This window comes from Malikia granosa, assembly GCF_002980595.1.
GTDB lineage: Bacteria > Pseudomonadota > Gammaproteobacteria > Burkholderiales > Burkholderiaceae_C > Malikia > Malikia granosa.
In genome coordinates this window covers 1-20,919 of the sequence record NZ_PVLQ01000030.1, presented here as the reverse complement: position 1 = coordinate 20,919, position 20,919 = coordinate 1, and the positions used below count along the sequence as shown (strand labels likewise).

The window sequence follows — 20,919 nt, the reverse complement described above, 5'->3', positions numbered from 1 at the left end:
CGGTGGGTAGTGCGGGCTGGACAGATGAGAGAAATCAGGCGTCAGCCAGCGTGCGCCAGTCGGCGCCAGCGGGAATCACGCCGCCGACCGACTTGATCTTGCGGTAGTCCAGTTCCGGATGGTGGGCCTGGGTCGGCGCCTTGCCTTCCATGAACTCGCGCGCCGCCTTGATCAGCAGCTGGCGCACGCGGATCACCGCGCCGTCGGCCGAGCAGAGCTGCTCGTCGCTGCGGTCGTAGAGCGGCCCCTGGCTCAGGAACATCGCGAAGTCCTCGGTGCCCAGGTGCTGCGGGAAGCCGGTCTTGTGGCCGCGCTTCATGAGGTCGCGGTTCTGGCCCCAGTTGTCCTTCGGCTCGCCAGGCGGCAGGGGCGGGAAGTTCCACACGTCCGGGCTGGCCGACATGATGGTCATGCCCAGCTCCCGGTTCGGGTTGAAGTGCACGAACCAGGCGCGGTGGGTCACGTCGTCGACCGGGGTCGAGAAGAACACCGTGGTCGGGCTGTTGGCGTCCGGCGGGCAGATGATGCCGTACCAGGGCATGACGAAGTTATTGACGCGGGCATAGACCTGCTCGTCGGCCAACGGGCGCAGCGCGGCGTAGCGATAGCCGTAGGGGCGCTCCTCGAACTCGAGCTTGGGCGCCAGCGCCTTGGTCATCAGCAGCCGCTGGTTGCCGCCGCCGGCGGTCATCTGGGTGGTGGACTCGTGCAGCACGCCGACATGGGAGGAGTCCATCGAGGCCTCGACGCCCTGCACCCAGTTCGTCGGGATCTCGACGCTGGTGACCGAGCGCTGGCTCTGCGGCAGGTCCATGAAGGGCAGGTCGGGGAAGGGCGGCGGGGTGTCGCCCTTGCCGAGCCAGACCCAGACGATGCCGCCGCGGTCCACCGTGGTGTAGCGGTTGACGCGCACATGCTTGCAGAACTGTTCCTGGTTGCCGGTGTGGTTGGGCGCGTCGACCACCTCGCCCCTGACGTTGAACTTCCAGCCGTGGTAAATGCAGCGCAGGCCGTTGTCGGCATTGATGGCCAGCGCCAGCGAGGCCTTGCGGTGCGAGCATTGCTCGTCGAGCACGCCGACGCTGCCGTCGGTGGCGCGGAAGGCCACCAGATTGGTGCCCAGCAGCCGCACCCGAACCGGGGCGCCGTCGGCTTCCAGCTTGCACGACGGCACGGCGGGCAGCCAGTAATGCTGGCGAATCATCTCGCCCATGGGGGCGCCGTTCTCGACGCGGCACAGCAGATCGTTGTCTTCTTTGCTCAAAGGCATGGTGGTCTCCTCTCGATGTGGCTCTGGATCAGCAGTCTTCGTCCTTGCGGAAGGCGCGGCTGTAGACGCGGCGGCAGTTGCATTCGAAGATGTTCTTCTTCTGCTCGTCGGTCAGCCAGGCCATGCCTTCGATGATCGGCTTCATGTCGTCGTAGTCGCGGCCGGTCAGCGGGTTGCGCGCGCTGCCGGTGCCGGGCTTCTCGGTGCCGAACATGACGTTGTCGGTGCCGGCGACCTTGAGCAGCAGCTCCATCGCCTCCTCGCTGTAGTTGCAGGTGTCGAAGTAGAGCTTCTTGAGTTGTTCGTCGAAGGTCTCCTTCTCGCCCCTGCGCACGTTCCAGGAGCGGAAGCGTCCCATCTGGTAGGGCACGGCGCCGCCGCCGTGGGCGACGATGATCTTGAGCTCGGGGAAGGTATCGAAGGTCTTGGCGCCCAGCAGGTGGACGATGGAGATGGTCTCCTCGTTGAGGAACTTGAGGGTGTAGGACTCGCGCTCGCTGCAGCTGCTGGCCGAGTGGATCAGGCCGGGCACGTCGAGCTCGACCATGGCCTGGTAGAGCGGATGCCAGTAGGCGTCGCCCATGCCGGGCGGGTCGCCGAGGCCCTCGGTCGGGTCCGGGTTGATCAGGCAGCCGACGAAGCCGAGCTCGTTGACGCAGCGCTTGAGCTCGGGGATCGCGCGCTGCTCGAGCGGCTCGTCCATGAACTGCGGCAGGCCGGCCACGCCGCGGAAGCGGTCGGGGGCGAGCTTGACGAACTCGGCGATCAGGTTGTTGCAGTGCTGCGACCAGAGCTCGGTCACCTTGCCGGGCTTGACCGAGTGCATCTGCAGATAGGGGCGCGGCGAGATGAACTGGATGTCGGTGCCGACCGAGTCCATGATCTTGAGCTGGTCCTCGACCACCTTGCGGATCGAGGCCTCGGGGATCTTGGGCAGGGTGTAGGGGTTGGCACGGCCGCCGACGAGTTCCGCCATGAAGCGGAAGCTCTCGGGCGGCATGTGGATATGCGCGTGCGAATCGATGATCATGGTCTTTGTCTCCTTTGTGGTGTTGTGGGGGGCTTACTGGATGACGGCCATCACCTCGAGCTGCAGCAGCATGCCGTGCTGCAGCGGATGGACCGTGATGTGACGGGCTGGCCGGTCATGCGGATCGGGGAAGGCGGCCAGCCATTCGGCATTGATCGCGTCGCGCACGCTGTCCTCGTGCAGCGTGACGCTGAGCTTGACCACCTGGTCCAGGCTGGCGCCTCCCGCCTGCAGCACGGCGCGCAGGTTGGCGAAGGCCAGGCGCGCCTGACCAGACGCGTCCGGCGGCAGCTGGCCGGTGGCCGGGTCCTTGCCTGACACCGCCGAGGTGCACAGGATCTGGCCGACGCGCGCGGCAGCCGGAATCGGTGCCTTGTGCGAGGCGCCGGGGACGTCGATCGAGCGGGGGAGATTTGCCATGGTGGAACAGGTGCTGGAAGCAGTGGCTTGAAACAGGGGCTCAGGACTCGGTCGAGTCCGGATCGAAGAGGCTCATCGGCATGCGGGCCAGGAATTCCGAGAAGCCGGTGGTGCCGGACGGCACATGCAGCAGCATCAGCTGGCCGGCCGCGTTCTCGTCGCCGTCCGAGATGGCGCGCGCGATCTTCTGGTGCTCCTGCAGCGAGCGGCTGATCTGGGCCCGGGTCACGAAGTCGCGCAGGCGGTAGCGGTGGATCTGGCGCCTGGCGGTGCGGATCAGGTCGGCCAGGTAGCTGTTGCGGCTGCCGACATAGATCACCTCGTGGAAGGCCGAGTTGGCTGCCGCGTATTCCTCGGTGCTGCCCTCGATGGCGGCATCCTGGCATTTCTGCAGCGTCACCTCGAGCTCGGCCCGCAAGGCGTCGTCGGCCCGGCGTGCGGCGAGCTTGGCGCACATCGCCTCGAGCTCGCCAACGGTCTCCATGATGGCGCGCACCCGGCTGATCGAGAGCCGTGACACCAGGACCCCCTGGCGCGGAACGATGCGCACCAGGCTGTGTGCCGCCAGCTGCTGCAGGGCTTCGCGCACCGGGGTGCGCGAGACGTTGAAGCGGGTCGCCAGCGCGCGCTCGTCGAGCGCGCTGCCGGGGGCGAGCTTGCCGCTCTCGATCTCTTCTTGCAAGGCGGCCCGGATCTCGTTGGCGCGCCCGCCACGGGGGCGGCCATCTTCCGTCGCGAGCGGGAAGCTGGGCTCGGCCGGGATGTCTTGAGAGTCGGTGGTGTTTTCCATACTGGTTCCTAATATACCTTGATTTTGTTGTGGCATACAAATATTTTTCTTATGTATGCCAGATTGGGCCGGTAGCGGCGCGATACCGGCTGCCGTTCCCAGTCTCGCAGATCCTTGTTTCGGGTCGCTGATGACGGCTTGCAGCAGCAATCTGGCCCAAGAGAAAGGCATGCCAGGCCGGCAGATCAGTGCTATCCCTGTTGGTGTAAACCCTTGGGAATGCCAAAAATCAGTCTTTGGTATTCACAAATTGATTTTGTGTATGCCAGAATGGGCCTATACCAGTCCTCCGGACGCTTTCATGAAGCGTTCTTGTGCAAGAAAAAGGTTGTTCCCGCATGGCCCACTCCAATCCTGATACCGCCGCAGTCCTGTCCCGCATGTCGACCATCCTCAAGCCGCGCTCGATCGCCGTGGTCGGGGCCTCGGCAGATCCCCGTTCCTTCGGCGGCTTCGTCCAGGGCAACCTGGAGCGCTACGGCTACCCGGGCCAGCTGCACCTGGTCAGCCGCAGCAGCAGCGAAATCAATGGCCGCCCCTGCGTCAAGACCATCGACGAGCTGCCCGAGGGCATAGACCTGGCGGTGCTGGCGATTCCCGAAGCCGGCGTGATCGATGCGATCCGCGCGCTGGCGCAGCGCCGCTGCCAGGCCGCCGTGCTGTTTGCCTCCGGCTATGCCGAGGCGGGCGAGGAAGGCCAGGCCAAGCAGCTCGAGCTGGCCCGGGTGGCGCAGCAGGCCGGCATCGCGCTGGTCGGCCCCAACTGCATGGGCTTCAGCAACCTGGCCGACGGCGTTCCCGTCACCTTCGAGCCGTTGCCGGCGCGCGAGCGCGAAATCCGTCCTGCAGTGGGCATCGTGGCGCAGAGCGGCTTCATGGCCGCCAACCTGCGCGATGCGCTGCTGGGCCGCGGGGTGCCGGTGGCTTGCGTGTTCTCGACCGGCAACGAGGTCTCGGTCGCGGTCGAGGATGTGCTGGCGGCCTATATCGACAACGAGCAGATCCGCGCCATCACGGTCTATGCCGAGCAGGTGCGCCGGCCGCAGCAGTTCCTGCAGCTGGCGGCACAGGCGCGGGCCGCCGGCAAGCCGGTCATCCTGCTGATGCCCGGCCGCAGCGCCCGCGCCCGCGAGGCTGCGCAGTCGCACACCGGCGCCCTGGCGGGCGACCATGCCACCGCCATGGCCTGCCTGCGCCGCGAGGCCGTCGTGACGGTGGAGTCGCTCGACGAGCTGCTCGACGTCACCGCGGTGCTGCTGCGCTATCCGCAGCCGCCGGCCGGCGGCGCCGCCTTCATGACCGGCTCGGGCGCGATGAAGAACATCGCGCTGGATTTTGCCGACGAGCTGGGCCTGGAGCTGCCGCCGCTCGGTCAGCCGGTGGCCGACAAGCTGCGCGCGCTGCTGCCTGCCTATGCCGTGGCGGAAAACCCGCTCGACTACACCACCGTCAGCGTGCGCAACCCGGCCATCGTCGGCGAGCTGCTGCTGACCATGCTGGAGGACGAGGGCATAGGCAGCATCGTGCTCGCGATCCCGGTCGGTCCGGTGGTGGCGCAGAAGGACAAGGCCGAGCACATCGTGCCGATGATCGCCAAGGCGAGCAAGCCGGCGCTGCTGGTGCTGACCGGTGACGACAGCCCGGTCGAACCCTTCTTCCTCGAGGCGATCCGGGCCAGCGGCGTGCCGCTGTTCCGTTCCGCCGACCGGGCGCTGCGCGCGCTGCGTCGGGTCGCCCAGTATGGCGAGGCGCTGCAGCGCGCCGCGCGCGCCAATTCCGCTGCGGTCGCGGCGCTGCCGCTGCCGGGCGCAGTGCCCGCCAACGGCATCTATCCCGAGTACCAGGGCAAGGGCTGGCTGCAGGCGGCCGGCCTGCCGGTGCCCGCCGGCGGCCTGGCGCGGGATGTCGAGGAGGCGCTGCGGATCGCGCAGCAGATCGGCTATCCGGTCGTGCTCAAGGCGCAGGCGAGCGAACTGCCGCACAAGAGCGACGTCGGCGGGGTGCTGGTCGGCCTGGCGGACGAGGCGGCCTTGCGCGCCGGCTGGAGCCAGCTGTTTGCCAACGTGGCCCGGCACCGGCCCGAGTTGCAGCTCGACGGCGCCCTGGTCGAGGCCATGGGCCCGCGCGGTCTCGAGCTCGTGGTCGGCGCCAAGCGCGATGCCGACTGGGGCCCGGTGGTGCTGGTCGGCCTGGGCGGCATCTGGATCGAGGCGCTCAAGGACGTGCGGCTGATCCCGGCCGACATGGCCGAAGAGGACATCGCAGTCGAGCTCGGGCGCCTGAAGGCGGCCTCGGTGCTGCAGGGCATCCGTGGCGCGGCGGCGGTCGACCTGCAGGCGATCGCCAAGGTCGTGGCCCTGGTCGGCGCGCAGATGCGGGCCAATCCCGCCATCACCGAAATCGACATCAACCCGCTGCTGGCTTATGGCGCCGGTTCGGCCCAGCCGGTGCTGGCGCTCGACGCGCTGGTGGTGGCCCGGCAGGCCTGAGGCCCAGTCCCCCGTCATCCGACCCGGAGTTCAATTAGCATGAAGCTGCAATTCACCGCCGAAGAAGAGGCGTTCCGCCTCGAAGTGCGCGAGTTCGTGCGCCAGCACCTGCCCGCCGACATCAAGCGCAAGGTCGAGCTCGGCCTGCGACTCGAGCACCAGGACTACGTGACCTGGTTCCGCATCCTCGAGGCGCGCGGCTGGCTCACGCCGAGCTGGCCGAAGGAACACGGCGGACCCGGCTGGACCCATGTGCAGAAGTACATCTTCGACGAGGAGACCCTGCTCGGCGGCGCGCCGCGCATCATCGCCAGCGGCATCCAGATGCTGGGCCCGGTGCTGCTCGCCTTCGGCACCGAGGCACAGAAGCGCCAGTACCTGCCCGACATCCGCCAGAGCAATACCTGGTGGGCCCAGGGCTTCTCCGAGCCGGGCGCCGGCTCCGACCTGGCCGCCGTGCGCACCACCGCCGTGCTTGAGCCCGACGGCAAGCATTTCCTGGTCAACGGTCACAAGGTCTGGACCTCCTACGCCCACTGGTGCTCGATGATGTTCGCGCTGGTGCGCACCGACCCGAATGCCAGCAAGCCGCAGGAGGGGATCTCCTTCCTGCTGATCGACATGAAGTCGCCGGGCCTGAGCGTGCGGCCGATCCGCATGCTCGAGGGCGGCAACGACCTCAACGAATGCTATCTCGACAACGTGCGGGTGCCGGTGGAGAACCTGGTCGGCGAGCTGCACAAGGGCTGGTCCTACGGCAAGTACCTGCTCGGCCATGAGCGCACCGGCATCGCCGGCATCGGCTCCTGCAAGCAGCAGCTCGCCCGTGCCCGCCAACTGGCCCGGCAGCAAGGCCTGGGCGACGACCCGCTGCTGCAAGCCAAGCTGGCGCAATTCGAGGTCGAGCTGATGGCGCTCGAGTTCACCGCGCTGCGCCTGCTCAGCCCGAACCAGCAAAGCCGCACGCCGGGCGTCGAGGCCTCGATGCTCAAGGTGCGCGGCACCGAGCTGCGCCAGGCGATCTACGAGACCCTGGTCGACATCGCAGGGCCGGACGCGGTGCCGTTCTCGCTCGCCGCCCAGGAGCTCGAGCACCTGGACCAGGCGGCCGTCGACGAGTCCCTGGTGGCGCTGGCCGCCAACTGCCTGGATTCGCGCAAGGTGACGATCTACGGCGGCACCAACGAGGTGCAACGCAACCTGATCGCCCGCGCCACCCTGGACGCTTACTGAACGCCGTGCAGACAAGGAAAACACCATGGATTTTGCTTTGAACGAGGACCATCTGGCGCTGCGCGAGGCCGTGCAGCGCTTCTGCGACGGCGAATACCCCGCCGAGCAGCGCGGCAATCCGCAAACCGAGGCACAACGTCGCCAGCGCTGGCAGGCGATGGCCGATCTCGGCTTGCTCGGACTGCCGTTTCCGGGCGATTGCGGCGGCAGCGAGCAGGGCCCGGTCGAGCTGATGCTGGTGGCGCAGGAGTTCGGCCGGGCGCTGGGCGGCGGCGCCTGGCTGGCCAGCACCGTGATGGCCGGCCAGTTGCTGGCCAGGCTGGGCAGCGCAGCGCAACAGCAGCAGTGGCTGCCCAAGCTGGCCAGCGGCGAGCTGCAGGCGGCGCTGGCGCTGCAGGAGCCCGGCACCCGCTACGAATGGCAGCAGGTCAGCACCCGGGCCAGTCGCAACGCTGCTGGCCATGTGCTGAATGGTCGCAAGACCCTGGTGCTCGACGGCGACAGCGCTGACCTGCTGCTGGTGGTCGCGCGCAGCTCGGGCGCGAGCGACGACCGCCAAGGCCTGAGCGTGCTGCTGGTCGATGCCAGGTCGCCCGGCGTGCAGCTGCAGGGCTTCGACACCCTGGATGGCCGTCGCGCCGCCCACATCAGCTTCGAGCAGGTGCAGGTTGCCGACGACTGCCTGCTGGGCCAGGAAGGACAGGCCGCCGATGAAATCGAGGCGGTGCTCGACGCGGCCAATGCGCTGCTGTGCGCCGAGGCTGCCGGTGCAGTCGAGACCCTGCTGGCGCAGAGCGCCGACTACCTCAAGACCCGCAAGCAGTTCGGCGCCCCGCTGGCCAAGTTCCAGGTCCTGCAGCACCGCATCGCCGACATCGCGATCGCGCTCGAGCAGCTCAAGTCCATGGCCTGTGCCGCCGCGGCGGTGCAAGGCGAGGAGCCGGCCAAGCGGCGTCGCGTCGTCTCGGCGGCCAAGGCCTATGCCAGCCAGCAGGGCCGCCAGATCGGCCTGACCGCCATCCAGCTGCACGGCGGCATGGGCATGACGGACGAATGCCGGATCGGCCACTACACCAAGCGGCTGCTGGTGATCGGCCAGTTGCTCGGCGATGCCGCCTGGCATCTGCAGCGGGTTGCCGCCCAAGGCGCCGCTTGATTCAGACCTCAGTGCAAGAACTACAGGAGACAAGGATGATCACACGCAAAGCCTTCAATGCCCTCGCAGCCACGCTGCTGCTCGGCACGGCGCTCGGGGTCCAGGCCCAGTCCGAGCAGCCGATCAAGTTCCTGGTCGGCTTCCCGCCCGGCGGCTCCACCGACACCATGGCCCGCCTGCTGGCCGACAAGATGTCGACCGTGCTCAAGCAGACCATCATCGTCGAGAACCGCCCTGGCGCTGGCGGACGCATTGCCGCCCAGGCCTTGAAGACGGCCGCCGCCGACGGCTTGACCTACATGATTGCCCCGAACGCCACCCCGGTGTTCCAGACCCTGCTCTATCCGCCGGCCGTGCTCAAGTACGACATGCTGACCGATTTCACGCCGGTCGGCATGATCGCCTCCTATCCGCTGGCGCTGGCCGTCAATTCGCAGTCCGGCATGAAGACGGCCAAGGACTATGTGGCCTGGGTCAAGACCAATCCGAAGCACAGCAGCTTCGGCAGCGCGGGCGCGGGCGGGCATACCCATTTCACCGGCGTGCAATTGGGCAAGGCAATCGGGGTCGAGCTGCAGGTGGTGCCCTACCGCGGCAACGGCCCGCTGGTGTCCGACCTGCTGGGCAACCAGGTGCCGGCCGGCATCATGACCGCCGGCGACGTGCTGCCGCAGCAAAAGGCCGGCAAGGTCAACCTGCTCGGGGTGTTCGGTGCCAAGCGCTCGCCGCTGCTGCCCGATGTGCCGACCCTGATCGAGCAGGGCATCCATGTCGATGCCGGCGATGCCTGGACCGGCATGTGGGCGCCGGCCAGGACGCCCAAGGCCACGCTGGAGCGGGTCCAGAACGCCTTGAAATACGCGCTCGACCTGCCCGAGGTGCGCACCACCCTGGCGAGCAAGGCGACGCTGAACCCGGACTTCCGGCCTGCCGCCGAGATGGACCAGATCCAGCGCAAGGAGCTGGCCTACTGGGGGCCGGTCATCAAGGCTTCCGGCTTCACGCCCGAGCAATGAACTGGCTGTCACGGAGAACTGCAACATGACCCTGAACGGCAAAGCAGCCATCGTCGGCGCCTACGAGCACCCGACGCGCCTGGCGACCCACCTGTCCGTGGTGCGACTGCACGCGGACGTGGCCAAGGGCGCGCTGGAAGACGCGGGCCTGGACAAGGGCGACATCGACGGCTATTTCTGTGCCGGCGATGCGCCGGGCCTGGGCACGGCCACGGTGGCCGAGTACCTGGGACTCAAGCTGCGCCATGTCGATTCGACCGAATGCGGCGGCTCGGCCCCCATCCTGCATGTGGCCCATGCGGCCGAGGCGATTGCGGCCGGCCGCTGCAACATCGCGCTCGTCACCCTGGCCGGTCGGCCGCGCGCCATGATGGAGGAGGCCAAGGCAGCGGCCGCGGCAGCCGCCCAGGCGGGCCAGGCCAAGGGACCGCCCAAGACGGCGCTGAAGGCGCCCGACCCGGACGCCCCCGAGCTGGCCTTCGAGCTGCCCTACGGCCCGGCGACCCAGAACCTCTACGCCATGGTGGCCAAGCGCCACATGCACGAGTTCGGCACCACCAGCGAACAGCTGGCCTGGATCAAGGTGGCCGCCTCGCACCATGCGCAGCACAACCCCAACGCCATGCTGCGCAAGGTGGTGACGGTGGACGACGTGGTCAACTCGCCGCTGGTGAGCGACCCGCTGCACCGCCTGGACTGCTGCGTCATGAGCGACGGCGGCGGGGCCGTGATCGTGGCCAGGCCCGAGATCGCGCGCGAGCTGTCGCGCAAGAGTGGTCGGCCTGTTGTGATGGTGCGCGGCACCGGCGAGGCGCCCAAGCATGGCATGGGCGGCTTCATGGACCTGACCTACTCGGCCGCGGCCTGGTCGGGTCCGATGGCCTTCGCCGAGGCCGGCGTGACGCCGGCCGACATCCAGTACGCCTCGCTCTACGACAGTTTCACCATCACCGTGCTGATGCAGCTGGAAGACCTGGGCTTTTGCCGCAAAGGCGAGGGCGGTCGCTTCGTGATGGACGGCAACCTGATCTCGGGCGTGGGCAAGCTGCCCTTCAACACCGACGGCGGCGGCCTGTGCAACAACCACCCGGCCAACCGCGGCGGCATGACCAAGATCATCGAGGCGGTGCGCCAGCTGCGCGGCGAAGCCCACCCGGCGGTGCAGGTGCCCGACTGCCAGCTGGCGCTGGCCAACGGCATCGGCGGCGCGCTGGCCTCGCGCCACACCGCCGGCACCCTGATTCTGGAGCGTGTCTGACATGAGAAAGATTCCCGCACCCAAGGTCCTGCCCGAGACCCAGGCCTACTGGACCGCCGCCGACCAAGGCCGGCTGCTGGTCAAGCGCTGCAACAGCTGCGGCCAGTTCCACCACTACCCGCGCGACATCTGCCCGCATTGCCTGAGCAGCGACACGGTGTGGCAGGACGCCGCGGGCACCGGCGTTGTCTACTCGTTCAGCACCATGGGGGTGGGCGATGCGGCCTGCACCCTGGCCTTCGTCACGCTGGACGAGGGCGTGACGCTGATGACCAACCTGGTCGACTGCGACCCGGCACAGGTGCGCATCGGCGACCGGGTCAAGGTGGTGTTCCAGCCCTCGCAGGGCGGTCACGCCGTGCCCATGTTCACCCCGGCCTGATGGAGAACCCGACCATGAACCACGCCGCCACCCCGCGCAAGGGCCCGCTGTCGCGCTTCACCATCCTGGACGCCTCGCGCGTGCGCGCCGGCCCGACCGCCATCCGCACCTTCGCCGACCTCGGCGCGCGCGTCATCAAGCTCGAGATCCCGCCCGGCGCGCCGGGGGGCGACGACATGATAGGCGGGCGCGACCACAACCGCGCCGACTACGAGAACCTGCACCGCAACAAGGAGAGCCTGACCCTCAACATGAAGGAGCCCGAAGGCCTGGCCATCCTGCACGAGCTGGTCAAGAGCGCCGACGTCTTCATCGAGAACTACCGGCCCGACGTCAAGTACCGCCTGGGCATCGGTCCGGACCAGCTGCGCCAGATCAACCCGCGCCTGGTGTACGCCAGCATCTCGGGCTTCGGCCAGGACGGCCCCTATGCCAACTGGCCCGGCTTCGACTCGATCGCCCAGGGCATGGGCGGGCTGATGAGCGTGACCGGCAAGCCCGAGGACGGCCCGATGCGGGTCGGCATCCCGATCGCCGACCTGTGCTCCGGCCATTTCTGCGCCCAGGCCATCATGGCCGCGCTGCTCGAGCGCGAGGTCTCGGGCGAGGGGCAGTGGGTGCAGACCTCGCTGCTCGAGTCGCAGATCGCGATGCTCGACTTCCAGGCCGCGCAGTGGCTGATCGACCACAAGGTGCCCAAGTCCACCGGCAACGAGCATCCGCTGACCGTGCCGACCGGCGTGTTCCAGACCCGCGACGGCTACATCAACCTGGCGGCGATCGGCAACAACATGTTCAAGCGCCTGTGCGTCGCGCTCGAGATTCCGGTGCTGATCGACCAGCCGGGCTTCGGCAGCGACCCGGAGCGGGTGCGCAACCGCGAGCGCGTCAATGCTGCGGTGGGCACCGCCTTCCGGCAGCGCAGCACCGCCGAGTGGACCGAGATCCTGCTCAAGGCCGGCGTGCCCTGCGGCCCGATCTACACGGTCGACCGCATGTTCGAGGACCCGCAGGTCAAGCACCTCGGGATCGCGCGCACCCTGCAGCATCCCGAGCTCGGCGACATCGAGGTGGTCGGCCTGCCGATGAACTTCTCGCGCTACCCGCGCCAGGACGGCCCGCTGAAGGCGGCCCCCGCCCAAGGCGACCAGACCGGGCAGATCCTGGGCGAGCTCGGCTACAGCGCCGAGCGCATCGCCGAGCTGCGCTCGCGTTGCGTGGTCTAGCGCCCGCCCGTTCCGGCACGACATTCACGGCCCATTTTCACGGTCCATCATCCCAAGGAATCCGACATGGCAAGACTCGTTGCAGCCTTCGGCTCATCGCACAGCATCATGCTGGTCTCGCAGCGCGAGGACTGGCAGCACCACTTCAAGCTGATCGACCCCAAGAACGCGCATTACTACGACAAGCAGGGCAACAAGACCGACTACGACGCCTTGCTGGCCGCCGCTCCGGCCGGCAGCGAGGCCATGGTCACGCCCGAGAAGATGGGCCAGCGCTACGACGCGGCCGAGGCGGCCATGGACCAGCTGCACGAGCGCATCAAGGCCGCCCGGCTGGACCTGCTGCTGATCGTCGGCGACGACCAGACCGAGCTGTTTCGCACCAGCAACAACCCGGCGATCGCGATCTACTACGGGCCGACCATTCGCAACACGGCGCGCGAGCCCGCCAGCCCGAGCGACAGCTGGGTCAAGTCGGCGCGCATGTGGCGCCACGAGCCCGAGCGCGACCGCGAATACCCGGTCAAGAGCGACCTGGCCGAATGGCTGATCCGCCAGCTCTGCGACCGCGATTTCGACATCGCGGCGCTCGACAGCATCGAGCCCGGCAAGTTCGAGGGCCATGCCTTCCAGTTCATCCACCGTCGCATCCTGAAGGACCACGAGCTGCCGGTGATCCCGGTCATCCTCAACACCTTCGATCCGCCGAACCAGCCGACGCCGCGTCGCTGCGTGGCCCTGGGTGCTGCGCTGCGCGAGCTGATCGCCGCCTGGCCCGAGGACCTGCGCGTGGGCGTGATCGCCTCCGGCGGCCTGAGCCATTTCCTGGTCGACGAGGAGCTCGACCAGCAGGTGCTGACGGCGATCCGCCACAAGGACAGCGCGGCGCTGGCAGCGCTGGACCCCAAGCTGCTGCAGGCCGGCAGCTCCGAGATCCGCAACTGGCTGGTGGTCGGCGAAATCGCGCGCGAGCTTGACCTGGACTGGGTCGAGTACGTGCCGGGCTACCGCACCCCGGCCCTGACCGGCACCGGCCTGGCCTTTGCCGCCTGGAAAACCCTCCCCTGACCTGCAGGAAACACAAGACATGAGCGATCCCCAACTCCAGCGCCTGCGCCGGCTCGATGCCTGCGCGGTCTCCGATGCCCTCGACAAGCTCGGCCTGCCCGGCGCCGTCACCGGGCTGCCGCTGCGCAGCGCCGGCCCCGGCGGCAACAGCCGCATCGCCGGCCGCGCCATCACCATGAAGGTCGGTCCCGGCCAGCCGCCGCCGGGCCCCCCGAAGCACCTGGGCTGCAGCGCGATCGAGCAGGGCGGCCCCGAGCACATCATCGTGGTCGAGCAGCGCAGCGGCCTGGAAGCCGGCTGCTGGGGCGGCCTGCTGACCCTGGGCGCCAAGGTGCGCGGCATCGCGGGCGTGGTCGCCGACGGCCCGCTGCGCGATGTCGACGAGGCCATCGCCTACGAATTCCCCATCTACAGCCGCAGCCTGACCTCGCGCACCGCGCGCGGCCGGGTGGTCGAGCTGGGCACCCAGGTCCCCGTGACGATAGGTGCCGAGCAGGGCGGCCAGGTCACGGTGCAGCCGGGCGACTACCTGCTGGTCGACCGCAGCGCGGTGATCGTGATCGCGGCGGCCGACATCGAGCGGGTGCTCGACGCCGCCGAGACCATCGTCGCCAAGGAGGCCGCTATGGCCAAGGCCATCCTGTCCGGCACGCCGATCGGCGCGGTGATGGGTGGCAATTACGAACACATGCTGGAGCAATGAAAATGAGCAACACCGACAAGAACGTGGCGCGTGCCGCCCGACTCGACACGCCCACGCTGTCCGATGCACTGGACAAGCTCGGCATCCTGGGCCAGTGCTACAAGATCAAGCCGCGCAGCAGCGACTTCCGCATGGCCGGCCGCGCCTGGACGCTGAAATACGGCCCGGCCGCCAAGCCCTGCGGCACCGTGGGCGATTTCATCGACGACGTGGCCCCCGGCAGCGTGGTGGTGCTCGACAACAACGGCCGCGAGGACTGCACTGTCTGGGGCGACATCCTGACCGAGATCGCGCACCGCCGCGGCATCGCCGGCACCGTGATCAACGGCATCAACCGCGACACCCATCTCTGCCTCTCGCTGGGCTATCCGGTGTTCTCGATCGACCACTGGATGCGCACTGGCAAGGACCGGGTGCAGGTCGAGGCCACCGGCGTGCCGGTCAACATCGGCGGCGCACGCGTCGCGCCGGGCGACATCCTGAAAGGCGACACCGACGGCGTGGTGGTGATCCCGAAGGAGCACGAGGAGCGGGTGCTCGAGATCGCCGAGCAGATCGAGGCGGCCGAGAACCGCATCCGCGAGGCTGCCCGCGGCGGCATGCGCCTGGACGAGGCACGCCAGGTCAACCGGTACCACAGCCTGCAGACCCGGGAGGGCGCATGAAGCGGCACGACCCGGCACTGACCACCCGGCTCGACATCCAGCGCCTGCCGGCCGAGCTGATCGCCCAGGCCGCCAAGCTGCCGACGGCTACCCTGCACGAGGCTGGCAAGAAGATCGGCGCCCTGCCTTCGGCCATCAAGCCGGTGGCGCCGCAGTTCAAGTTTGCTGGTTCGGCGCTGACCGTGCATTCTCCGCCGGGCGACAACCTGTGGCTGCACCGGGCGCTGGAAGTGGCGCAGCCGGGCGATGTGCTGGTGGTGTTCGCCAATGGCGCCTACGAGCATGGCTACTGGGGCGAGATCATGACCACCATGGCCCAGGTGCGCGGCCTGGCCGGACTGGTCATCGACGGCTGCGTGCGCGATGGCGCGCTGCTGGCTGAATTTGGCTTCCCGGTCTTTGCCCGCGGCCTGTGCATCCAGGGCACCGGCAAGGACTTCGGCGCCATCGGCTGGATCAACCATCCCGTCACCATGGGCCAGGTGGTGGTCCATGCCGGCGACCTGGTGGTGGGCGACGGCGACGGCGTGGTGGTCATCCCGCAGGCGCGCGCGCCTGAGGTGGTGCAGGCCGGCCTGCAGCGCGAGGCCGACGAGGCCGCCATCCTGGAGCGGCTGCGCCAGGGCGAGTCCACCATGACGGTGTACGGCTGGAACTGAAGGACTTGCAGCCATGGCAAGCACAGCCCCCGCTTCAAGCCTTCCCCTGCTGCAGATCGAGGACGGGATCGCCACCATCACCCTGAACCGCCCGGCGCAGAGGAATCGGCTGGAAAACGCCGACCTGCACGAACTGCTGCGGCAGATCGAGCGGCTCAACGCCGACCAGGCCGTTCGCGTGGTGGTCTTCACCGCCAACACGCAAGGCCAGGGCCGACCGGTATTCAGTGCCGGCTACCACATCGGCGGCTTCGAGGAGGAGGGCTCCGATCCCGACTTCTTCGAGCGCATCCCCGATGCGATCGCGCAGATGCGGCCGATCACGGTCTGCGCCCTCAATGGCAGCGTCTATGGCGGGGCGACCGACCTGCTGATGGCCTGCGACATCGGCGTGGCGCTGGAGGGGACGGAGCTGCGCATGCCGGCGGCCGCACTCGGCCTGCATTACTACCGCTCCGGCCTGCAGCGCTATGTCGCCAGGCTGGGCCAGTCGATGACGCTGCGTGCCTTCCTGACCGCGCAAGCCCTGCCGGTGGAAACCCTCAAGCAGCTCGGCTTCCTGACGGCTGTCTTGCCGGCAGGCTCCTGGACCGCTGCCGTCGAGGCGCTGGCCGCACAGATCCGTGACCTGGCGCCCTTGGCGGCCCAGCTGACCAAGCGCTCGATCCGCGAGATCGCGGCCGGCACCGACGAGGCGGCCGCGATCAGGCAAAGGCAGGACCTGACCGCAGCCAGCCAGGATTTCCTCGAGGGGCGCCAGGCCTTCGCGCAAAAGCGCAAGCCCCATTTCACGGGGAGATAGGTGTCCAACTCATGAAGGGTGGCTGACTCATGTGATTTCCCAAAAACCAGCTGAATTTCTCGCAAGCAAACATCGATAGGAGACATGTATGAAAAAAAGTATTCTTCCCTTGCTGGCCTTGGTCGCCACGACCGGCGCCCTGGCCCAATCCAATGCGGTGCTCTCGGGCGGCGTGGTGATCGGCTTCAAGCAGAGTTCGGCCAAGTCCGACGGCACGCCTAGCAAGACCGGCATCGACAACCTCGACGCCGGCGGCAACCACTACACGATCCGCACCAGCGAAGACCTGGGTGGCGGCCTCAAGGCCAATGTGCTGTTGAACTACCGCTTCAACCCGGACACGGGCAGCACCGGCAACGGCCACGACTACTTCGCCAACACCAAGCTGAGCCTGGCCGGCGACTTTGGCGAGGTTTCCATGGGCCGCTTCTGGGGTCCGGTGGACTTCCTGCTGCGTCCGGTGCTGGACATCTATACCCCGCTGGGCCTGGGCGCCACCGTCTATGGTGGTCCGCTGGATGCGCCGACGCGCTACAACGGCACTCTCATGTACGAGACCCCCGAGATCCAGGGCTTCAAGGCCGGCATCTCCTATGTGCCCAAGGCCGAGATGACGAGCAACAAGGCCAACACCACCGAAGTGGCGCTGCGCTACCGCAGCGGACCGCTGGCGCTGGGCCTGGGTCTGACCAAGAATGCGGGCACCGCGCCTTCTTCGATTGACAATGCCGAAGGCAAGGACGTGCTGACCATCGGTGCTGCCTACAACTTTGGCGTTGCCAAGGTCGGCCTGACCTACACCAATGTGGACGCCTACAAGGGCGCCAAGGGCACCGTGGCGGAGTCGGACCGCTGGAGCGCGGCCGTGCGTGTGCCGGTGACGGCATCGGCGCAACTGAAGCTGGGCTACGAGGACCAGAAGTTCAAGGGCGGTGCCTCGACCAAGGCCGTGGCCTTTGGCGGCGAGTACACCCTGAGCAAGCGCACCATGCTGTTCGCCGAGATCGGCAAGGTCGATTCCGACAACGTCAAGGCGGACGAAAAGGATGCGACCTACATGCTGGGCATCAAGCACAGCTTCTGAGCCCAGGCGGGCGAGCCGCTTGAGCGCTGGCGCGCTAGCCCGGCTTGCCGCGCTCCGAGACGCGCAGGCCGGCAATCGTGACGGTGACCAGCAGCACGCAGCTGGCCAGGGCGCTCACGATGCCCGGCCAGCCATGATGGGTCCAGGCCCAGCCGGCCGCGCTGCCGATCACGCTGCCGCCGAAGTGGTAGCTCGACAGGTAGAGCGCCGAGACCAGGCCGCGGCGCTCGCCCGCCTTGTGCCCGACCCAGGCGCTCGCGACGGCATGCAGCGCAAACACGCCGAAGGTGAAGCAGGCCAGGCCGGCGATCACGAAGGTCAGCGGGGTCAGCAGGGTCAGCAGCAGCCCGGCCAGCATGCAACCGCTCATCATCAGCATGGTGCGCAACTCGCCCAGGCGCTGGCTCTGGCTGCCGGCCCAGGCCGATGCCAGGCTGCCGATCGAGTAGAGCATGAAGATGCTGCCGCTGACGGCCGGCTCCAGGCTGTAGGGCGGGGCGGCCAGCCTGAAGCCGAGGTAGTTGTAGACGCCGATGAAGCTGCCCATGACCAGGAAGGCGACGCCGAAGATCCAGGGCAAGGGGGTCGCGGTGTAGACGCGACGCAGGTCCCGCAACAATGCGGCGGGGGCGAGCGTGCGGGAACTGAACTGCCTTGCCGGGGGCAGCAGGCGCCAGAACGCCAAGGCCAGTCCGGCGCCGAGCAGGCCCTGCGCGAGCAGACCCGCGCGCCAGTCCAGCCATTGCGTGACCAGCGAGCCCAGCAGTCGGCCGAGCATGCCGCCCAGGGCATTGGCGCTGATGTAGAGGCCGATGGCCCGCGAGCGCTGGTGCACCGGGATCTCCTCGCCCAGGTGCGCCAGCGCCGAGGCCGGTACCGCGGCGACGCAGATTCCGGTGCCGAGCCGGCAGGCCAGCATCAGCGGGAAATCCGGCACCAGCGCCGACAGCAGGGTGAACACCGCCGCTCCCAGCACGCCGGCGCGCATCAGCCTTTCCCGCCCATGCCGGTCGCCGAGCAGGCTGACCGGAATCAGCAGCAGCGCCATCGCCGCCGTCGCCGCCGAGATGCTCAGGCTGGCCGCAGCCGGCGTGACGCCGAACTCGCGGGCAATCTGCGGCAGCAGGGGCTGGGCACCGAACAGCAGCCAGAAGCTGGCGAAACCGGCCAGCGCGATCGCCAGCACCGTGCGGCCAGAGTGCTGCCCGCAGTCCTGCGCCGCTGCCCCGGTCATTCAGATGACCTGGCGCCGCTGCAAGGCCTCGATCTCGACCGCGCCGAGCTGGGTCAGTTCCTGCAATACCGAGACCGTGTGCTCTCCCAGCAACGGGGGCGGGCTGCGGTACTCGACCGGCGTCTCGCCCATCTTCAAGGCGCTGGCCGGTACGCTGACCTGGCCCGCCGTCGGGTGCGGCAGGTCGACCCGCATGCCGCGCGCGATCACCTGCTCGTTGTCGAACACCTCGGCCAGGTCATTGATCGACCCGCAGGGCACGCCCGCGGTCTCGAGCGCGGCGATCCATTCGGCACGGCTGCGGCGCAGCAGCATCGGCTCGAGCAGCGGCAGCAGGATCTCGCGGTTGCGCACCCGTTGCGGGTTGGTGGCGAAGCGCGGGTCGTCCGCCAGCCCGGGCTCGCCGCCGACCTCGACCAGCTTGCGGAACTGCCCGTCGTTGCCGCAGGCGATGATGATCCAGCCGTCGGCCGCCTTGAAGGTCTGGTAGGGCACGATGTTGGGATGCGCATTGCCCCAGCGCTGCGGCGGCTTGGCCGTGGCCAGGAAGTTGCTGGCCATGTTGGCCATCATCGCGACCTGGACATCGAGCAGGCAGATGTCGAGCTGCTGGCCCTGGCCGGTCCGGTCGCGGTGCGCGAGTGCGGCCAGGATGCCGATCGTGGCATGTGCGCCGGTGAACAGGTCGGCGATCGCCACGCCGGCCTTCTGCGGTCCGGCGCCGGGCTGGCCGTCGCGCTCGCCGGTCACGCTCATGAAGCCGCCCATGCCCTGCACGATGAAATCGTAGCCGGGACGCTGGGCATAGGGTCCGGTCTGGCCGAAGCCGGTGATCGAGCAATAGACCAGCCCCGGGTTGATCACCTTGAGCGTGTCGTAGTCGAGGCCGTAGCGTGCCAGCTGGCCGACCTTGTAGTTCTCGACCAGCACGTCGCAGCTGGCCACCAGCTGGCGGATGATGTCCTGGCCTTCTGGCGTCGTGATGTCGACCGTGACCGAGCGCTTGTTGCGGTTGACGGCCAGGTAATACGCCGCTTCACTGCTGTCCTGGCCCGCGGCATCGCGCGCATAGGGCGGGCCCCAGTGGCGGGTGTCGTCGCCCAGGCCCGGGCGCTCGACCTTGATCACGTCGGCCCCCAGGTCGGCCAGCGTCTGGGTGCACCAGGGACCCGCGAGCACGCGGGTCAGGTCCAGCACGCGGATATGGCTGAGCGCGCCCATCAGTCGAGCTGCACGTTGGCGGCCTTGACGACCTTGGACCACTTGGCCGCTTCCGACTGGATGAAGGCCGCGAACTGCTGCGGCGTGTCGGGGGCGGCTTCGGCGCCCTGGTCGAGCATGGTCTGCTTGACTTCGGGCAGCGACAGGATCTTGTTGATCTCCTGGTTGAGCCGCGCCACCAGGTCGGCCGGGGTCGACGCCGGCGCCCAGAGACCGAACCAGGACGTCGCGTCATAGCCCGGCAAGCCGCTTTCGGCGATGGTCGGCACATGGGGCAGGGCCGGGAAGCGCTGGCCCGAGGTGACCGCGATCGCCCGCAGTGCGCCCGACTTGATGTGCGGCATCGACGAGGGCAGGTTGTCGAACATGCAGTTCGTTTGCCCGGCGAGCAGGTCGGCCACGGCCGGTGCGCTGCCCTTGTACGGGACATGGACCATGTCGACCTGTGCCATCTGCTCGAACATCGCGCCCGACAGGTGGATCGAGGTGCCGTTGCCGGCCGAGGCGTAGTTGAGCTTGCCCGGATTGGCCTTGGCGTAGGCGATCATCTCCTTGACCGTCTTGAAGGGCTGGGACGGATGCACCACCAGCACATTGGGCACCATGGCGACCAGGCTGACCGGGGCGAAGTCCTTGAACGGGTCGTAGGCCAGCTTCTTGTACAGGTACTGGTTGATCGCGTGGGTGCCGATCGTGCCCATCAGCAGGGTGTGGCCGTCACCGGCCGCCTTGGCGACCATCGAGGCCCCGACGCCGCCGCCGGCGCCCGGCTTGTTGTCGATGATCACCGATCCGCCCAGGCGGGTGGCCAGATGCCTGCCGATCAGGCGGCCCAGGATGTCGGTGGTGCCGCCGGCAGCGAACGGCACCAGGATGGTGACGGGCTTGGACGGATACTTCGACTGCGCGAAGGCCGGCAGCACGACGGTGGACGCGGACAAGGCCAGCAGCTGGCGACGGTTGATGGTGTGCATTGTTGTTTTCATGGGGGAGTTGTCTCCGTTTGGAATGCTATCAGGCCTGCCGCAGCAGCTCGCGGCCGATGATGAGTTGCTGGATCTGGGTCGTGCCCTCGTACAGGCGCAGCAGGCGCACATCGCGGTAGAAGCGCTCGACCGGGTACTCGTTGATGTAGCCCGCGCCGCCGTGCACCTGCACGCCGCGGTCGGCGACGCGCCCGACCATCTCGGTGGCGAACAGCTTGGCGCAGGAC

Annotated in this window: 21 protein-coding genes; 13 read left to right on the top strand and 8 right to left on the bottom strand. The window is 68.2% G+C overall.

Annotated elements, in window-relative coordinates; translation table 11 throughout:
• Positions 1 to 34 precede the first annotated feature (34 nt).
• From C6P64_RS09345 to C6P64_RS09330, 4 genes are read right to left on the bottom strand one after another with little or no spacing between them, the layout of a single operon-like run.
• The gene (locus C6P64_RS09345) at positions 35 to 1,270 is read right to left on the bottom strand and encodes a Rieske 2Fe-2S domain-containing protein (protein ID WP_105748296.1); all 1,236 of its coding nucleotides are present in this window, start codon (positions 1,268 to 1,270) and stop codon (positions 35 to 37) included.
• A gap of 28 nt (positions 1,271 to 1,298) precedes the next feature.
• Complete coding sequence (locus tag C6P64_RS09340) at positions 1,299 to 2,300, bottom strand: amidohydrolase family protein (RefSeq protein WP_105748295.1); 1,002 nt, start codon at positions 2,298 to 2,300, stop codon at positions 1,299 to 1,301.
• 33 nt (positions 2,301 to 2,333) lie between these two features.
• Complete coding sequence (locus C6P64_RS09335) at positions 2,334 to 2,720, bottom strand: RidA family protein (RefSeq protein ID WP_105748294.1); 387 nt, start codon at positions 2,718 to 2,720, stop codon at positions 2,334 to 2,336.
• 40 nt (positions 2,721 to 2,760) lie between these two features.
• The gene (locus C6P64_RS09330; protein ID WP_105748293.1) at positions 2,761 to 3,510 is read right to left on the bottom strand and encodes a GntR family transcriptional regulator; all 750 of its coding nucleotides are present in this window, start codon (positions 3,508 to 3,510) and stop codon (positions 2,761 to 2,763) included.
• A 338-nt stretch (positions 3,511 to 3,848) separates the two neighbouring features.
• Between C6P64_RS09330 and C6P64_RS09325 the strand changes: the two genes are divergently transcribed.
• The 13 genes from C6P64_RS09325 (at position 3,849) to C6P64_RS09265 (ending at position 17,251) form a co-directional block, all read left to right on the top strand.
• Positions 3,849 to 5,999: an acetate--CoA ligase family protein gene (locus C6P64_RS09325; RefSeq protein ID WP_105748292.1), complete on the top strand. Its 2,151-nt coding sequence runs from the start codon at positions 3,849 to 3,851 to the stop codon at positions 5,997 to 5,999.
• Positions 6,000 to 6,038: 39 nt separating this feature from the next.
• A complete protein-coding gene (locus C6P64_RS09320) occupies positions 6,039 to 7,232 on the top strand; it encodes an acyl-CoA dehydrogenase family protein (RefSeq protein WP_105748291.1) in 1,194 nt (397 codons plus the stop codon).
• 25 nt (positions 7,233 to 7,257) lie between these two features.
• Positions 7,258 to 8,388 carry an acyl-CoA dehydrogenase family protein gene (locus C6P64_RS09315; RefSeq protein WP_105748290.1) on the top strand — a complete coding sequence of 377 codons (1,131 nt, stop codon included), beginning with the start codon at positions 7,258 to 7,260 and terminating at the stop codon, positions 8,386 to 8,388.
• Positions 8,389 to 8,423: 35 nt separating this feature from the next.
• Positions 8,424 to 9,404, top strand: coding sequence for a Bug family tripartite tricarboxylate transporter substrate binding protein (locus tag C6P64_RS09310; RefSeq protein WP_105748289.1), 981 nt, complete (start codon positions 8,424 to 8,426; stop codon positions 9,402 to 9,404).
• Positions 9,405 to 9,429: 25 nt separating this feature from the next.
• Positions 9,430 to 10,662, top strand: coding sequence for a thiolase domain-containing protein (locus C6P64_RS09305; protein ID WP_105748288.1), 1,233 nt, complete (start codon positions 9,430 to 9,432; stop codon positions 10,660 to 10,662).
• Between the two features lies 1 nt (position 10,663).
• Positions 10,664 to 11,044, top strand: a complete 381-nt coding sequence (locus C6P64_RS09300; RefSeq protein ID WP_105748287.1) for a Zn-ribbon domain-containing OB-fold protein — start codon at positions 10,664 to 10,666, stop codon at positions 11,042 to 11,044.
• 14 nt (positions 11,045 to 11,058) lie between these two features.
• Positions 11,059 to 12,270, top strand: a complete 1,212-nt coding sequence (locus C6P64_RS09295; RefSeq protein WP_105748352.1) for a CaiB/BaiF CoA transferase family protein — start codon at positions 11,059 to 11,061, stop codon at positions 12,268 to 12,270.
• Positions 12,271 to 12,336: 66 nt separating this feature from the next.
• Complete coding sequence (locus C6P64_RS09290) at positions 12,337 to 13,338, top strand: DODA-type extradiol aromatic ring-opening family dioxygenase (protein WP_105748286.1); 1,002 nt, start codon at positions 12,337 to 12,339, stop codon at positions 13,336 to 13,338.
• 19 nt (positions 13,339 to 13,357) lie between these two features.
• Positions 13,358 to 14,041, top strand: coding sequence for an RraA family protein (locus C6P64_RS09285; RefSeq protein WP_105748285.1), 684 nt, complete (start codon positions 13,358 to 13,360; stop codon positions 14,039 to 14,041).
• A 2-nt stretch (positions 14,042 to 14,043) separates the two neighbouring features.
• On the top strand, positions 14,044 to 14,706 hold the full coding sequence (locus C6P64_RS09280) for an RraA family protein (protein ID WP_105748284.1): 663 nt from the start codon (positions 14,044 to 14,046) through the stop codon (positions 14,704 to 14,706).
• Positions 14,703 to 15,365, top strand: coding sequence for a 4-carboxy-4-hydroxy-2-oxoadipate aldolase/oxaloacetate decarboxylase (locus tag C6P64_RS09275; protein WP_105748283.1), 663 nt, complete (start codon positions 14,703 to 14,705; stop codon positions 15,363 to 15,365). Before C6P64_RS09280 ends, C6P64_RS09275 begins: the two co-directional genes overlap by 4 nt.
• 13 nt (positions 15,366 to 15,378) lie before the next feature.
• Positions 15,379 to 16,167 (top strand): enoyl-CoA hydratase/isomerase family protein, encoded by a 789-nt coding sequence (locus tag C6P64_RS09270; protein ID WP_105748282.1) that lies wholly within the window; start codon positions 15,379 to 15,381, stop codon positions 16,165 to 16,167.
• An 88-nt stretch (positions 16,168 to 16,255) separates the two neighbouring features.
• Positions 16,256 to 17,251, top strand: a complete 996-nt coding sequence (locus C6P64_RS09265) for a porin (protein WP_105748281.1) — start codon at positions 16,256 to 16,258, stop codon at positions 17,249 to 17,251.
• A 34-nt stretch (positions 17,252 to 17,285) separates the two neighbouring features.
• Here the strand turns inward: C6P64_RS09265 and C6P64_RS09260 are convergent, their stop codons facing one another.
• From C6P64_RS09260 to C6P64_RS09245, 4 genes are all read right to left on the bottom strand, one after another.
• Positions 17,286 to 18,485, bottom strand: coding sequence for an MFS transporter (locus C6P64_RS09260; RefSeq protein WP_105748280.1), 1,200 nt, complete (start codon positions 18,483 to 18,485; stop codon positions 17,286 to 17,288).
• A complete protein-coding gene (locus C6P64_RS09255) occupies positions 18,486 to 19,706 on the bottom strand; it encodes a CaiB/BaiF CoA transferase family protein (protein WP_105748279.1) in 1,221 nt (406 codons plus the stop codon).
• On the bottom strand, positions 19,706 to 20,692 hold the full coding sequence (locus C6P64_RS09250; protein ID WP_105748278.1) for a Bug family tripartite tricarboxylate transporter substrate binding protein: 987 nt from the start codon (positions 20,690 to 20,692) through the stop codon (positions 19,706 to 19,708). The genes C6P64_RS09255 and C6P64_RS09250 overlap by 1 nt, the downstream gene beginning before the upstream one ends.
• 28 nt (positions 20,693 to 20,720) lie before the next feature.
• Positions 20,721 to 20,919 (bottom strand): acyl-CoA dehydrogenase family protein (locus tag C6P64_RS09245; RefSeq protein WP_281257957.1); only part of this gene is annotated, 199 nt, incomplete at its 5' end.

Excerpts from the sequence above, each read along its gene's own strand:
- C6P64_RS09345 (WP_105748296.1), bottom strand. The coding sequence starts at position 1,270 with ATGCCTTTGAGCAAAGAAGACAACGATCTGCTGTGCCGCGTCGAGAAC.
- C6P64_RS09340 (WP_105748295.1), bottom strand. The coding sequence starts at position 2,300 with ATGATCATCGATTCGCACGCGCATATCCACATGCCGCCCGAGAGCTTC.
- C6P64_RS09335 (WP_105748294.1), bottom strand. The coding sequence starts at position 2,720 with ATGGCAAATCTCCCCCGCTCGATCGACGTCCCCGGCGCCTCGCACAAG.
- C6P64_RS09330 (WP_105748293.1), bottom strand. The coding sequence starts at position 3,510 with ATGGAAAACACCACCGACTCTCAAGACATCCCGGCCGAGCCCAGCTTC.
- C6P64_RS09325 (WP_105748292.1), top strand. The coding sequence starts at position 3,849 with ATGGCCCACTCCAATCCTGATACCGCCGCAGTCCTGTCCCGCATGTCG.
- C6P64_RS09320 (WP_105748291.1), top strand. The coding sequence starts at position 6,039 with ATGAAGCTGCAATTCACCGCCGAAGAAGAGGCGTTCCGCCTCGAAGTG.
- C6P64_RS09315 (WP_105748290.1), top strand. The coding sequence starts at position 7,258 with ATGGATTTTGCTTTGAACGAGGACCATCTGGCGCTGCGCGAGGCCGTG.
- C6P64_RS09310 (WP_105748289.1), top strand. The coding sequence starts at position 8,424 with ATGATCACACGCAAAGCCTTCAATGCCCTCGCAGCCACGCTGCTGCTC.
- C6P64_RS09305 (WP_105748288.1), top strand. The coding sequence starts at position 9,430 with ATGACCCTGAACGGCAAAGCAGCCATCGTCGGCGCCTACGAGCACCCG.
- C6P64_RS09300 (WP_105748287.1), top strand. The coding sequence starts at position 10,664 with ATGAGAAAGATTCCCGCACCCAAGGTCCTGCCCGAGACCCAGGCCTAC.
- C6P64_RS09295 (WP_105748352.1), top strand. The coding sequence starts at position 11,059 with ATGAACCACGCCGCCACCCCGCGCAAGGGCCCGCTGTCGCGCTTCACC.
- C6P64_RS09290 (WP_105748286.1), top strand. The coding sequence starts at position 12,337 with ATGGCAAGACTCGTTGCAGCCTTCGGCTCATCGCACAGCATCATGCTG.
- C6P64_RS09285 (WP_105748285.1), top strand. The coding sequence starts at position 13,358 with ATGAGCGATCCCCAACTCCAGCGCCTGCGCCGGCTCGATGCCTGCGCG.
- C6P64_RS09280 (WP_105748284.1), top strand. The coding sequence starts at position 14,044 with ATGAGCAACACCGACAAGAACGTGGCGCGTGCCGCCCGACTCGACACG.
- C6P64_RS09275 (WP_105748283.1), top strand. The coding sequence starts at position 14,703 with ATGAAGCGGCACGACCCGGCACTGACCACCCGGCTCGACATCCAGCGC.
- C6P64_RS09270 (WP_105748282.1), top strand. The coding sequence starts at position 15,379 with ATGGCAAGCACAGCCCCCGCTTCAAGCCTTCCCCTGCTGCAGATCGAG.
- C6P64_RS09265 (WP_105748281.1), top strand. The coding sequence starts at position 16,256 with ATGAAAAAAAGTATTCTTCCCTTGCTGGCCTTGGTCGCCACGACCGGC.
- C6P64_RS09260 (WP_105748280.1), bottom strand. The coding sequence starts at position 18,485 with ATGACCGGGGCAGCGGCGCAGGACTGCGGGCAGCACTCTGGCCGCACG.
- C6P64_RS09255 (WP_105748279.1), bottom strand. The coding sequence starts at position 19,706 with ATGGGCGCGCTCAGCCATATCCGCGTGCTGGACCTGACCCGCGTGCTC.
- C6P64_RS09250 (WP_105748278.1), bottom strand. The coding sequence starts at position 20,692 with ATGAAAACAACAATGCACACCATCAACCGTCGCCAGCTGCTGGCCTTG.